Raw genomic sequence first — 14,006 nt, forward strand, 5'->3', positions numbered from 1 at the left:
GTCGATCAACATAATGCTGAGCATATGCGTAGCTTAGGGTGTAGGCAATGGTCTAGCGGAGTTTTCTTCGCATTAGGCTGTAGCGAGAACCGTTCACATGACCAGCCTTTGACGCTTAGGGAGCCACGGATGACTTCGCCACGCAGAATCGGCGCACCTGATGCAAAAAATCGAGCACTCCTCCTCGACGCCGCAGAACAAGTCATGCTGGAAGAGGGGTATGCGGCGGTCAGCTCTCGCCGCATCGCAAAGAAGGCCGGGTTGAAGCCGCCGCTCGTGTACTACTACTTCCGCACGATGGACGATCTGTTTCTCGAACTGTTTCGTCGCCGCGCGGTAGAAGGTCTCGAGCGTCAGGCCGAACTACTGAAATCGCCACAACCCCTGAGAGCACTGTGGGAGTTCAGCATCGCAGCGGAGGGCACCGCCTTCACTATGGAGTTTGTCGCCCTCGCCAATCATCGGAAAGTCATCCGGGCGGAAATCGCCGACTACTCCGAGCGATTCCGCGCAGCTCAACTCGAAATAATGGGAAATGTGTTGCAGGAGTATGGTATCGATCCGAAAACATGCCCGCCTGCCGCAGCGCTGGTATTGATCACAAGCTTGTCACGCGTACTCGTGATGGAAGAGTCACTCGGCGTTTTCGGTGGGCACGCGGAGACCTTCGCCTTGGTCGAGGAGTATTTGGTTCGACTCGAAGGCGAACGACTCGAAGACACGAATTAGACACAGCCCTAACCCTTTTGGGGCTTGCAATCTCTTCTGCGAAGGTACAGTATCCAAGGTGGTGGATGACTTTACATTCACGCGGGTATGCGTTCCGATCCGCTGGAACCAATTTCGTTCGCGCACTCAGTGCAACACGGCATGGATTCGAGCCGTGAACTTGATCAGGGAGGACTCCGGATGCGCGTCGTCGTCGACAAGAATCTGTGTGAGGCAAATGCACTCTGCGTGGAAAACGCGCCGGAAGTATTTGCCCTCGACACCAACGAGGAATTGGAAGTAACTGCCGGCCAGGTACCGCACGACGCCGAAGACCGAGTTCGCACGTCGATTGCACAATGTCCCAGAGCTGCTCTCTCCGAACGTGAATGAGTGCGGAGCGGGGCCGTCCAAGTGGCATCCCCGCTCCCCGCTCGCGGTGTCACGGTAGATCCACCTTGCCGGCGAGCCAGCGACCGTCCACCAGGTTCATCGTCATCACGACTCGACTGCGGTCGATCCGCGGATCAGGTGCGACGGTATTGCTGACGGTCTGGTCGATGAACAACAGGACCTCGACTTCCGTAGCGGTCGCCGATTTGATCCCGGCATCGATCACAACTCCCTGAGCTGCGGCCTTGTTGTCGACCAGCAGTTGCTTCAACTGTTCACTGGACTGGGAATACATGTCCTTGAATTCCCCGGTGGCTCCGTCGAGTACGGCCGCAAAGTTCTGATCGAGCGAATCCGAACTCACACTTGTCAGAGTCACCGCGTACTGGCGCGCCGCATCGAGTGCGGCGGCCGCTGCCGAGTCGACAGCGCGCGCTTCGTGTAGCTTCCAACCGAAAACTGCTGCCATGGACAGTGATATGGCCACCACGGCTGCAATCACAGAGATTCCGACTACTCTCCCCCGTCGGCGAACGCGAACCTCCGGCTCCGTGTCGCTCGACCCCACATCACTCTTGCCCTCCGCTGCGGATTCGTCTACTTCCGGGTCCAGATCTGCAGCCTTGTCGATTGTTGTCGTCGAACCGCGTTCGCTCATTTTTCCTTCTCCTCTGCTGCGATGTTCCTGTTTCAACTGCTCTTCCGCGTTCACCCCGGTGGACTCTGTTCGAGATCAGGACCTCCATAGGGAAGTGGAATCGATTGAGGCCCAATCGGTGTCGGCGACGCTCGCGTGTCGGGTGCAACACCGGCAGGCGGGCCGGCGGTGTCGTCACCTGGTTGACGTGGCGCATTCCGAGCGCCGCGGACAAGCACCGACGGGTCCTCGTTGTCGCAATACGTGTACAGGTACGGTTCCGGGAAATCCGGAACCGTCGCCGGTAGACGTGGCAAGTCGTAGTCACACGAATAGCGCGGGTAGATGTTGACAAACGCCCAGATTCCACCGTCGTGAAAAACAGATGTGAGTGCTTCGAGTGTGGAGCCTTGACGGTATGTCGGGACGAAGAACTCTTGCAGCGCAGGTACGTTCAAGTAGGCCATCTGGGCTACCGTCGTCAGATTGCCGAGGAGCTGAACCATTGTCGGCGAGTTGTCGGCGATGAGCGCGTCAATCGACTTCAGAGTCGACGGCGTACCGTCGAGGAACTCACGAAGCCCCGTGTCCTTCGCTTCGACGCCGAGCAGAAGTTCCGACAGATTGCTCGCAGTACTGCGCAGCCCAGGGCCGCTGTCACCAAGTGTGCCGAGCAAAACCTTGCTGCTGCGCAGAAGGGTTGCCGTCTGCGGTAATACCGAATCGAGCGTCGAGACGAGGAAGGCGCCGCCGTCGAGTATCGCCGACAGTTTCTTCGGCCCTTCCGGTCCGACGCCGAGTTCCGCGACGATCATCTCGAGTTCGGCAGGATCGATTTGGGCCAGCATGCCGTCGAGGTTTCCCAACATGGACGCCAGCGGCACCGGGGTCGACGTTTCGTCGGAAGAGATTTCCGATCCGTCGACAAGATACGGACCACTGTCGGTGGTAGGCCTGAAGTCCAGATACTGTTCGCCTGCCATCGACAGTCCCGCCACACGCACCTCACCGCCCAGTGGAATCTCGACACCCCCGTCGATCTCCGCGACGGCAACTACACCACTGTCGGTCAACTCGACCGAATTCACCTTTCCCACAGGAACTCCGCGGAGCATCACCTCCTGCTGCGGCAGCAGCCCGCCGGATATCGAAAAATGCACGCGCACGGTAATCTTCGAGCTGATCGGGCTCAGGTGAAAGACCCCGAAGGTCAGGTACACCACGCCGACAACCAGCGTTGCGGCGAGTGCAACCACCGACATTGTGAGTCGGTGAGCGCTACTGAAGCGGACGGCGCCGACGAGAGCTGCCGCGGGGACTTCCGACAGCCGCGCAACCGGGCCCATCTCACCCTCACCGTCAGGGATCTGCTTGTTCATCGGCCGGTCCCCAGCACTCTGCCCTGCAACCGCATCAGCGTGTAGGTAATCGTTCCCACCAGCGCATCCCAGTCGCTCGAATCCGGAAGTCGGCTGCCAGGGTCAGCGGGATGGTTCGGATCCGCAATCGCCCCGATAGCGAGCTGTTCCAGGTCGGCATTGACATGGGCGGACGTCGAGTTGGTGATCTTGAGGAGTGGCGGCAAAAGCCTGTTGACGGCTGCGAGGCTCGCGTTGGGATCGGTTGCCGCGTCGTTGAGTTCTGCAGCGATTGTGTTGATGTCGGCGACCATCCCGCCTGCGCCGGTACCGCTCACCGACGGGAACTTTCCCACTTGACTACTTACCTGCGCCACCTGTGCGAGCAGATCAAGCATTTGCGCAGTGTTGGCGTTCAGAGTGCCGAGCGCGGGACCGGCTGCCGAAATCGCGTCGTTGATCGACGATTGCTGCTCCGACACCGTCACGAGAAGCTGATTGGTCGACGCAAGCGTCTCACGAATCTCGTTGCTCCGGCTCGACAGTGTCCCGATCAGAGCGGTCGATTCACCGATCAGGTCCGCCATTTCCTCACCTCGTCCGCCGACAGCTTCTCCGAGCCCGTTGACAACCTTCGTCAGGTTGCGCAGGACGCCTCCGTTGATCAAGAACGACGATGTGGTGAGGAGTTCTTCGATCGTCGCCGCAGACGAAGTCGACGCAATCGGGATGCTGTCTCCGTCGGACAGAAGAGCACCGTTCGACGCAGGTCCAAGCGGGGGTTCCACTGCGACAAACACGTCTCCCAGCGGTGTCGCCGACCGCAATTCCGCGCCGGCCCCGACCGGCAGGCTGATTCCATCCTTGATCCGCATCGTGACTATCGCTTCGTAGTTCTGCACTCTCATCGCTTCGACCTCGCCGATGTCTGCGCCTTGGAGTTTCACCTTCGCTTGGGCGGGCAGATTGAGTGCATTGTCGAAGACCGCGTACAGCGTGTAGTAGTCCCCGGAAACTCCAGGTGCCGGCAACGGGAGACTCTCGAGCCCCACACCACACGCTGCCGTGGACAGCATCAGACCGGCGCATGCCCCGGCGGAAACAACCCGCCACCCTCGGGGCGTCATCGCGGCAACCCCGCCAAGCCCTCGAGCATCCCGGAGATCCCGAAGTCCGGGCCGAAATCTTCGAGTGTTCCCGTACTGCAGCCAAGCTGACGCAGACCGAGGACATTGCAGATCTCCTTGACCAACTGCCCGTCGAGAAAGACCTTTTCCAGCTGAGCGTGCACCCTCGCACCGCCGTTCTCCTGATCGATTGCGTTGTAAGCGTTGTCCATCAAAAGTGGGGTGACAGTAAGAAATTCAGAAAGTTCACGCCGATAGTCGGCCAATGCGGTCACCACGGTGTTTGCGTTGGTCACTGTCGATTGCAGAGTTCCCTGGTTGGCCGCGAGAAGTTTATCTGCCTCGACAAGGATTTCGTTGAGCTTGGTACCGGTGTCCCCCGAGCCCAAGTCCGCCTCACCGAGCAGATCACTCACTTGCGCCAGGGCTGAACCGAATTCACGAATGTCCTGATCATTGTTCGCGGCAACGGAAGTCAAGACTGCAAGATTGTCCACAACAGTCGTGATGGCATTCTGTGTTTGCGCGCCGCCGTCGCTACCCAGTTGCAGCGCCGACGCCAACTGGCTCAGTGACGACTTGATGGCTTGCCCGTTCCCGTCGACCATCGCGCTGCCGATCCCGAGTAGGTCAGCGACCGGGCCGGAACCCTCTCCATCGCCCTGCAACTCGATCGCCATCTTGTCCGCCATGGCGATCAGTCGATCGAATTCGACGGGAGTCTTTGTTCGGTCCATCGGGATGATGTCACCGTCCGTCATCACCGGGCCGTCGCGATATGGCGGAGTGATTTCGACGTGACGGTCGGTCAACACCGACGTCGACACAGTTACTGCCTGCGCAGTTTCCGGGATCTTGACTCCGCTGTCGAGGCTCATCGTTACTTCCACCACGGTGCCGCGGGGGACGATGCTGGTCACCGAACCGATCGGGACGCCGAGAACCGAGACGGAGTTCCCTTCGTACAGTCCTGCGCCACTGTCGAATTGCGCCGTGACGGTGATCGTATTGTCCATCGAGGTTGCGCTGCGAATACCCGAACAACCGGCAGTAGCGAGAACAACCACCAACGCGACCTTCGCTATCGATACGAGAGATCTCATTTGCAGTCCTTCAGATAGGGCGGCAAGTTCATCTCGTTTGCATGGCCGCTGACAGCGCACATCCACGAGTCGATGAAAGGCCCAGCGGGGGCCGTGAAATCGACTTCGTTGGCGGTCCCGGAGGTATTGGCGAAGTTGCGCAACGGAACCGGCAGGATCTCCAATGTGTTGCGCAGCAGATCGTCATTGTTGCTCAGGCTTTGGAGCAGGCCATTCAGATTGTTGATCAGTTCGTCGATTGCCGGACTGTCATTGACAACGACGTTGTGCAGTTGGTCTACGAGTGCGGTGGTCGATACGAGTAGTTGGTCGACTACTTCCCGTCTGGCGTTGATTTCAGCCAACACGTCACGGCCGTTGCGCACCAACTCACCCAGACTGTTCTGCTGCCCGCGGATTACAGTTGTCACCTCACTTGTACTGGTCAGCAGCGAACCGATCTGTCCGCGCCGTTCGGCCAGCACCGAAGACAAGTTCTCGATGTTCGCGAGTACCTGCGGTACGAGCGCAGGTGTGCCCTCCAGTTGATCGGACAACGTGGTAAGTGTTTGCCCGATCTTCTCCGCGTCAACCTGCTCGAATGTGGTGGTCGCATTATCCAGTGTCTGCTGCAGATCGTAGGGAACTTCGGTGTTGGCCAACCCGATCCGATGATCGGCAATGTCACCGTCACCGCCGGGACGGATCTCGACGTAGCGCGATCCCAACAACGTCGTCAACTTGATGGAGGCTGCGGTACCGGCTCCCAGTGAGACCCCCTCGTCGATCTGCATGGTCACGACAACGTGATCTCCTGCGAGTCGGACACCATCGACGGTTCCCACTGGAACACCCGCGATGGTGACCGCGTCGCCCGCGCTGACTCCGGCGGCCTGAGTGAATTCGGCGTCGAGGCTGACCTTGCCGATTCCTGCGGATGTAACCCAGAGGGCAACGACCATCGCGATGGCAAGACCTGCCACCGTCAAGACCCCGATCCCCAGTGCACTGCGATCCTCGAGGGTCTTACGCAGTCTCCGAGTGTAATTCGATGTGGCTTCTCTGATCATCTTTCGCTTACCTGCAAATCTTCGACTGGGTAATCTGACCACCGGGCGTCGACTGCGCAACGATCGCGGGGATCACGGCACTGATCGCCGGGACGAGGGTGACATTGAGATTGCACAGGTACGTGTTGATGTAACTTCCGTCCTGGCTCGCTCGCGCAAGCCCTTTCAACATCGGCGGTAAGTTGAAACCGAAGTATCCGAAGGTGTCCTTGTTGTCCAGGAAGTGCTGGGCGAAACCCGGTTCCCGAGTGAGGAACTCGCTCAGGTCTGGGGCGACGTCGCTCGACAGTGTTGCTACTTGATCGGCAACGAGCGCGATCGAATCCAACGAGTCGACCATTTCGCCGCGCCTGGCTGCCAGCTGTTCGAAGATCGTCCGTGCCTGCGTGATCATCGTGTCGACGTTGGTGCTCTGCAGTGCGAGGCTGTGAACGATGCCGTCCAGATTGACGATGATGTCGCCCAGAATCTTGTCCGGGCCGGCAAACGACTCGGCAAGGGTCGACGTCTCGGATACCAATGTGGTGATCGATCCGGAATCACCTTGCAGTGCACTGACAATCGCGGTTGTGACATTGTCGATCTGCTGCGGATCGAGCACGCTGAACAGCGGTTCGAAACCATTGAGAAGAATCGAGATGTCGAAGGATGGTTCCGTGTTCTCCACCGGAATCTCGTCCCCACTCACCAAAACTCGAGGTTCCCCCTGCTCACCGAGGGACAACCCGAGATAGCGCTGTCCGATGATGTTCTGATACGTGATCGCGGCTTTGGTGTTGCCGTACAGCGCTTGGTCCGATTCGATCCGAAAAGCCACCCGCGCAAGCGTTCCGTCGAGACTGACCGAATCGACGCGCCCCACCCGAACCCCAGCCATCCGCACGTCGTCGCCGGCGCGTAATCCCGATACGTCGGTGAAGACCGCGGTAAAGGATTTCGTCTCGCCCTGAACACCGCGCTGCAGTGTGACGAACACCGTCCATGTGAGGCCACAGGAGATCAGCAGGAACACGGCGATTCCGATCAAGGGTTTTCGATAGCTCATCGGATCCCCTGCTCGAGTTCGAGTGGCACGTCGGGTTCGGGTGTCACCTGCACGGTGTTGCCCCGGGCCAACGGTCCGAGGATGAACTCGTCGGCAGGGGTCGATTCGCCTCCCAGAAGATCGCCCAGAAGTTCCTTCTCCTGGGCACTTCCGACCGGACCGACATTCCCTCCGGACGTCGGGGCAAAGTCGAATTGACGGGCAACGCCGTCAGCTACCACAGGTGGCGCGGCGGTCTCCGGCGCAGTCGCGCAACTCGGACCGGCCAACTCACCGTAGCGGGGACAATCGGCGCGGGTGTACATCTTGTGCGGTGTGAATTGGAACAGGAATTTTCCCGTCGCGTTCTGCTGACCCACCGGCCAGAACTCGCTGAACCACTTGTCGGATATGACTTTCATCCGCGTGACGATGGGCGCGAATTCCGTACTGCCGTCGGCAACTACGCTGAGAACCGGTGAAAGTTGTGTGGTGATAGCGACGATCTTGTCCGTGTTGTTGTCGAGAACGGAACCGACTTCCGACAGTGTTGTCGAACCGGCAGTCAGCAGCGCGGTCAACGCGGCATCCTTCTGCGCCAAGGTCCGCATGGGTACGACGGAATGGTGTACGGCATCAAGAAGGTCGGGTGCAGCTTCTTGGAGACCGCGGATGGCAGAGGACAACGCACCCAAGCTGGAAGGTTCACCGTTCGGTGTGGTCAACTCACCGAGTTCGGCGGCAATTCGGCGGAGTTGCTCACCCGCAGTGACGATATCGGCGCCCCGACGGTCTGTTGCCGCCGCAACGGCCGCGAGCATTCCGAGTGTGCGATCCGTCCCGATACGTGCTGTAGCAGAGACGATTTCACGGAGTTTTGTCAACGCGGTCTGCAACTGTACCGTCGACAGACTTTCGTCTTGCGGGATTTCCGCGCCGGGCGACAGCGGGGGGCCGCTCCCGTTGTCGACCAACTGAACGGACGACACGGCAAAGACGTTGCTGGGCACAACACGAGCCGTCACGGTTGCCGGAATCCCGGCCGCGTACTCCGGTTTCAGAGCGATGTCGACATACTTCGACTCGCCGCCGCTCGATGTATCCACACTGTTCACCACTCCGACCAGCACGCCCCGAAATTTCACATCCGAACGCGCAGGCAATCCGTCACCGACATCGGCAAGAACCGCTGTAACCTCGAATGCCTTGTCGAAGACGCCGTTCATTTTCGCGATCAGCCCGGTGATCAGCAGCGCCACGACCATCAGCGCGCCAACACCGTGCAGGAGAAGTGTTGTCGCAGAGGGGCCTCGGCCGTCGGCTTCGAACAGTATCGGCATCAGCTACCCACCGAGCCTTGCCCCGGACCCGATGCCCCAGAACGCTACTGTCAGTAGCAGATTGACGACAATCATCGCGGAGATGCTGGCGCGCATCGCTCGGCCGGCGGCAGTCCCTACCCCTTGTGGGCCACCGGACGCGAAGAAACCGTAGTAGCACTGAATGGTAGAGGTAATAATCACGAAGACAACAGCTTTCACCAACGAGTAACCGATGTCCGTCGCGCTGAGAACCAGGCGGAAGTAGTGCTCGTAGGTACCTGTCGACACCCCACCCGACAGCCCGATGACTACCTTCACCGCAACGTAGTTCAAGGCGAGGCAGAGTAGATACAGCGGCACCACCGCAACCACGGATGCCATCAGCCTCGTTGTCACGAGATACGGGATAGGACGGATCGCCAGCGCTTCCATCGCGTCGATCTCCTCCGAGATCCGCATCGCACCCAGTTGCGCTGTGAAGCGGCATCCTGCTTGCGCGGCAAAAGCCAACGACGCCATGATGGGTGCCAGTTCCCTCGTTGTTGCGGTCGACGCGATCATCCCGGTCGCCGGCTCCAAACCGAGCAGATGCAACGCGTTGTAGCCTTCGATTCCCACGATCGCCCCCGCCGCGGCACCCAGAACGATGATCACACCCGCCGTTCCGCCGCCAACTACGATCGAACCGTTGCCCCATGTGACATCGGCAAGAATCCGCAGAAATTCCTTCCGGTAATGCCTCAAGGTCCAGGGAACTGCGGCCAGTGCCCGGCCCAGAAAGGTGACCATGTGACCCAGACGCATGACAACTGTTGCCTGCGCCGAGACCACCTTGACCGCTGACCTCATACCCGGCGGGTAATACCGCGATGCCATCTAGAAACCCGTCCGCGGGAACATCAACACGTACAACTGTGTCAGGACCACGTTCACGACCATGAGGAGCAAGATCGACGCCACCACTGTGGCATTGACCGAGTTGGCAACGCCGGCGGGTCCACCGCGAGTGGTAAGTCCCTTGTGGCAGGCGACGATTGCCACGATCGCGCCGTAGAGCACTGCCTTGATCATCGTCAGGAAGAAATCACCGACGGTGGCAAAGGATGCAAATGTCGACACGAAACTGCCGGGAGTGCCGTTCTGGACAAAGGTGTTGAACAGGTAGCCGGAAAAGAATCCCACAAAACAGACGAGCCCCGTCAGTGCAACACCAACCGTAATCGCCGCTACAAGCCTGGGCACCACAAGCCTGCGGATCACCGAAATCCCCATGACCTCCAACGCATCGATCTCGTCGCGGATCTTGCGAGATCCGAGGTCAGCGCATATCGCCGATCCCGCTGCCGATGCCATGAGTAATGCAGCGACCATCGGAGCGCCCTGTCTGATCACCGCGAGGCCACTGGCAGCGCCCGCCAGGGATGTCGCACCGACCTGTCCGGCGAGCAAGCCGAATTGAATCGACAATGTCACGCCGATCGGTATAGCGACAAACAGAGTCGGAACGGCGGATGCCGACGCCATGAAGGCCGTCTGACGCACGAACTCCGCTACTGGAAAGCGGAATGTCGCGATGTCGATCACCAAGTACTGGATCGCACGAAGCCCGAGAACGCATTGTCCACCAACCGTTTCCAGTGCGGCAACGGGATGCCGTCGCGTATACCCGTGCATCCAACTCGTGATTTCACTTGATGCAGAACGCTTCTGGCCAAAACTTCGATCTGGGATCTCCATGGATCTTCCACTTTCCGTTCGCCCACAAGTTCAGTCCGCCGCCGCATACGAGAGTGGGCACGCATTGCGTCGAACCTGCCGTCACCGCTACCGAGTGATCTTCCACCTTCCGAACTGAGCATTGCCCCCGAAAGATGATGACCACCTGTGCGGATCTCAGCTTTCACACTAAAATGCTGAGCACCTTCTTAGCACGAGTTGCCGAATGAGGTCAAGATCACAGTGGGTACCGAACCTTCGTCGCCGAGTGCGCATTACAGTATTTCCCCCGTCGAACACACTGAAACACCGACTCTCACAAGGCGAATCGACACCAGGAGCGCGACCCCACCTCGATCACTGCAATGAATCAGTGTCTATTGCAAGGCAATCGGTAAAATCGGCGCCCGCCGCCGGCCCAGAAAAAATTCCGTCACGTCACCCACGGACACTGCTACCCCCTCGAGAAATGCGCGGAACGGAGATCAACCCACCCGGGCTCGGCTTGCAACGGCAAACCCTGCCGCAGTAAATCTGGCTGAGCGGCACCTGGCTGAGCGATCATAAAACTAGACACTATTGCGCAAAGTGTCAAGGAAAATGGTTCTGCGCAGGTCCGCACGTCGATGAATGCCCACGTCACCGGAATCGAGTACCCAGGAAGGAAGAAACACACAGACGATTATCGAGATCTTCGGCGCCACTGGTGAAAACGCCCGACACGGGCCACGACAACAAGACCAGCCGCCTGGCGTGTGAACACAGGCGGCTACGGCAAATCTCGAGCTATCGACACAGTCGATCAGCTTTCAGTTGCACTGCAAAAGAGCACCATTGACGACGCGCTCACACACCATGTCGGTGATTCGCGCGTCGCCTTCTGGGCAGCAGCGGGAGAGCGTCGCTCGACGCTCGCCCACTGCCTGAAGTTCTCGGTACTTATTACTGTCAGACGTTCGGCCCCTCCAAAATGGTCACTGCTGCAACGGCTGTCGGTCCACCGACGTTGTGTGCCAAACCGATCCGGGCACCGTCAACCTGATTGACGGCATCACCGCGCAACTGTTCGAACAACTCGACGCACTGCGCGACACCGGTTGCTCCCGGCGGGTGCCCCTTGGCGATCAGACCTCCACTCGGATTCACCGGTATGGAGCCGCCGATTCCGGTAGCTCCCGATTCGATGAGTTTGAACCCCTCGAACCGGTCGGCGAAGCCGAGATCCTCGTAACTGATCAACTCGATGCCGGTGAAGAAGTCGTGTACCTCTGCGACATCCACGTCGGAAGGGGTCATGCCGGCCATCGAAAAGGCCTGCTTCGCAGCGCGAACCGTGGCGGGGAACGACGTCATGTCACGCTTGTGCTGGTGCATGACGGAATCCAGGCCCAAGCCGACGCCGCGGATCCAGACCGGACGATCGGTGTATCTCTCCACGACGTCTTCTGCCGCCAGCACCAACGCTGCCGCGCCGTCACTCTGTGGAGCGCAATCGTAGGCACTGAACGGCGTCACGATGGTCGGTGCGTTCAGAGCTTCCTCGATGGTGATCTCGAACCGCTTGCAGGCCTTCGGGTTATTGACGCCGTGAAGATGATTCTTGACGGCCACCATGGCCATATGCTCCCGGGTGGCAGGAGATTCGTGCAGGTAGCGACGCACGTGCAAGGCGAAGCCGGCCGGAGCCACCAGACCGAGCGGGTAATCCCACGCCATGTCGCGGGCCATAGCTTCCCACTCCCACAGCATGTCTTTGGACGCACTCTCGCGGAGTTTGTCCGCTCCTACGACCACTGCGACGTCGAAGGCACCGGACGCGATTCCGAACAGCGCGTTGCGCACGGCATCATGGCCTGTTGCACAGGAGTTTTCGATGCGTGTTACGGGGATGTCTGCCAGGCCGAGAGTGTCCGCGAGAATGCCGGACGGAAAGCCGTCTGGAGTTCCCATCGCACCGAACCAGGCCGCCTGCAGATCGGACTTGTCCAAGCCCTTGTCGATACTGGCGGCGCATTCGGAGAACGCCATGGGCAACAGGTCTTTGATACCCAGGGTGAAATGCTCGGCAAAGGGTGTCATCCCCGCGCCGACTATCGCCACGTTTCTCATACCGCCTCCTGCTCGATCAGAAATGCTGTTTCCGGTTCGAATGCGTATCCGTAGTCCGGCACCCCGGAGCGGATCGCCACCCGGCGTAGAACCATCCGGCCACGATCGCCGAGATCAACAGTTCCCGGTTCGACGCCGGTCACCTTGACGAGCGCTCGAACGTCGACGTCGTCGAGTTCCACGATCACCAAGGAGTAGGGAGTCTTCAGTCCGGGAACCGGAACATGCACGGTTACTTCGGTATACACCGACCCGGTTCGTGGTAGTGGCACAAACGTGTAGTCCGTCTGCAATGTGCCGTCGTTGTCGACCCGATAGCGAGGGGGAAAGTCCAGGTCGTCGCTGTCCTCGTATTTTCCCGCTTCCCACCGGACTTTTGCGTCGAAGGCACGCTCATAGGCTGCCAGCGAAATCGGAATATCGGCGCCCGGCACGAACTGGCCTTCCACTTTGGGACGCGGCGCGGGCTCCCGGCGGTGTACCTCAGCAGTGCCGTCCGCGACCCGGACTCCCGAGAGGCTGGCCTGCTCGACACCGACGAGCGATCCGGTGCTTCCCGAATCGACCATGGCAGCAAGGGCAAACAGACCCGAACTCGCGCCGAGTGTCGGTAGCCGAACCGGCTCTGCCGCGCACAACGTCGTGGCCTGCTTGTGCTCGACACCGGCTACCGCAACCGGTGCATCCACCCACGCAGCTGACAGCGATGCAACAAATCCGCGTTCCTTGAGCAACCGCGGATCGCCGTAATCATGTACAACGCCAATGGAGTTACGAGTACGCACCGGAAGGCTGCGCGACACCCGAGCAGCGGTGCGGACTCGCAGTCCGTGGTCCGACGTCAGTACGGCGGCTGCCCCTGCCGGTTCAAGGTCGACGCCGATGATCAGTGTCCGCGGCCGAGCATTACTGACGGCGTCGAGCGTTGCGGGTGCGCCGCCGAGGCGCTCGACCACCTCCAGCTCTGGATCGAGTCCGAGTCCGGCCAGCAGAACCGCGGCATTACTGCTTTCCAGCAGCGGCAGATCCCGGCTCACCAGAATGACGTGTTCTACGGAGGTGCTGGTGCTACACGCCGCTCTGCCGGCCTCGACCGCGAGAGTAATCGCGTCCTCGTCGTCACCCGGCACGCGGGAATCCGACGTTCCCCAGCACGGTAGGTACGTCCCTATCGAAGCGATGTATGACATGCCAGTCTCCCCGTAATCGTGAAAATCGCTCAGAACTTCAAGCGAGAGCAGGTACGCGGTAAATCAGGAGGTCACTCCTGATATCCATCGAGTGCATCTCGCCTCCCTCTGATTTGAATACGTCATTCTCACAAATGAGAATACTGCATTCTCGCTCCGGGAATTGTAGCAATCAGACAGACTCTCGCATAGCCCCACAGGAACGAACCGCGTTCCCCGATCGCCGGACTTCCACCCGAGTGATCTGCCCTTCTTCGACTCTTGCGGGCA

At 59.7% G+C, this 14,006-nt stretch carries 13 protein-coding genes; 2 read left to right on the top strand and 11 right to left on the bottom strand.

Annotated elements, in window-relative coordinates:
* Positions 1-129: 129 nt before the first annotated feature.
* Together CJ178_RS14990 and CJ178_RS14995 are read left to right on the top strand one after the other, a co-directional pair.
* Positions 130-729, top strand: coding sequence for a TetR/AcrR family transcriptional regulator (locus CJ178_RS14990; protein WP_095887043.1), 600 nt, complete (start codon positions 130-132; stop codon positions 727-729).
* 141 nt (positions 730-870) lie between these two features.
* Positions 871-1,101, top strand: coding sequence for a ferredoxin (locus tag CJ178_RS14995; protein ID WP_371851286.1), 231 nt, complete (start codon positions 871-873; stop codon positions 1,099-1,101).
* A gap of 49 nt (positions 1,102-1,150) precedes the next feature.
* On the opposite strand, the gene CJ178_RS15000 is transcribed toward CJ178_RS14995, so the two are convergent.
* The 11 genes from CJ178_RS15000 to CJ178_RS15050 all read right to left on the bottom strand — a co-directional run bounded on the left by CJ178_RS15000 (position 1,151) and on the right by CJ178_RS15050 (position 13,736).
* Positions 1,151-1,759: a hypothetical protein gene (locus CJ178_RS15000; protein ID WP_172936614.1), complete on the bottom strand. Its 609-nt coding sequence runs from the start codon at positions 1,757-1,759 to the stop codon at positions 1,151-1,153.
* Positions 1,760-1,809: 50 nt separating this feature from the next.
* On the bottom strand, positions 1,810-3,117 hold the full coding sequence (locus tag CJ178_RS15005; RefSeq protein ID WP_257013176.1) for an MlaD family protein: 1,308 nt from the start codon (positions 3,115-3,117) through the stop codon (positions 1,810-1,812).
* Complete coding sequence (locus CJ178_RS15010; protein ID WP_095887044.1) at positions 3,114-4,223, bottom strand: MlaD family protein; 1,110 nt, start codon at positions 4,221-4,223, stop codon at positions 3,114-3,116. The genes CJ178_RS15005 and CJ178_RS15010 overlap by 4 nt, the downstream gene beginning before the upstream one ends.
* Positions 4,220-5,326, bottom strand: a complete 1,107-nt coding sequence (locus CJ178_RS15015) for an MCE family protein (RefSeq protein ID WP_179300759.1) — start codon at positions 5,324-5,326, stop codon at positions 4,220-4,222. Before CJ178_RS15015 ends, CJ178_RS15010 begins: the two co-directional genes overlap by 4 nt.
* Positions 5,323-6,375, bottom strand: coding sequence for an MCE family protein (locus tag CJ178_RS15020; protein WP_095887045.1), 1,053 nt, complete (start codon positions 6,373-6,375; stop codon positions 5,323-5,325). Before CJ178_RS15020 ends, CJ178_RS15015 begins: the two co-directional genes overlap by 4 nt.
* Before the next feature lie 7 nt (positions 6,376-6,382).
* Positions 6,383-7,420: an MCE family protein gene (locus tag CJ178_RS15025; protein WP_033231769.1), complete on the bottom strand. Its 1,038-nt coding sequence runs from the start codon at positions 7,418-7,420 to the stop codon at positions 6,383-6,385.
* The gene (locus CJ178_RS15030; protein WP_095887046.1) at positions 7,417-8,739 is read right to left on the bottom strand and encodes an MlaD family protein; all 1,323 of its coding nucleotides are present in this window, start codon (positions 8,737-8,739) and stop codon (positions 7,417-7,419) included. The genes CJ178_RS15025 and CJ178_RS15030 overlap by 4 nt, the downstream gene beginning before the upstream one ends.
* 3 nt (positions 8,740-8,742) lie before the next feature.
* Positions 8,743-9,597 (bottom strand): ABC transporter permease, encoded by an 855-nt coding sequence (locus tag CJ178_RS15035; protein ID WP_033231770.1) that lies wholly within the window; start codon positions 9,595-9,597, stop codon positions 8,743-8,745.
* Positions 9,598-10,458, bottom strand: coding sequence for an MlaE family ABC transporter permease (locus tag CJ178_RS15040; RefSeq protein WP_033231771.1), 861 nt, complete (start codon positions 10,456-10,458; stop codon positions 9,598-9,600).
* A gap of 927 nt (positions 10,459-11,385) precedes the next feature.
* Positions 11,386-12,546: a thiolase C-terminal domain-containing protein gene (locus CJ178_RS15045; protein ID WP_033231772.1), complete on the bottom strand. Its 1,161-nt coding sequence runs from the start codon at positions 12,544-12,546 to the stop codon at positions 11,386-11,388.
* On the bottom strand, positions 12,543-13,736 hold the full coding sequence (locus CJ178_RS15050) for an OB-fold domain-containing protein (protein WP_033231773.1): 1,194 nt from the start codon (positions 13,734-13,736) through the stop codon (positions 12,543-12,545). The genes CJ178_RS15045 and CJ178_RS15050 overlap by 4 nt, the downstream gene beginning before the upstream one ends.
* Positions 13,737-14,006: the final 270 nt, after the last annotated feature.

The sequence above is a fragment of the Rhodococcus sp. ACPA4 genome, assembly GCF_002300185.1.
Classification (GTDB): domain Bacteria; phylum Actinomycetota; class Actinomycetes; order Mycobacteriales; family Mycobacteriaceae; genus Rhodococcus_F; species Rhodococcus_F globerula.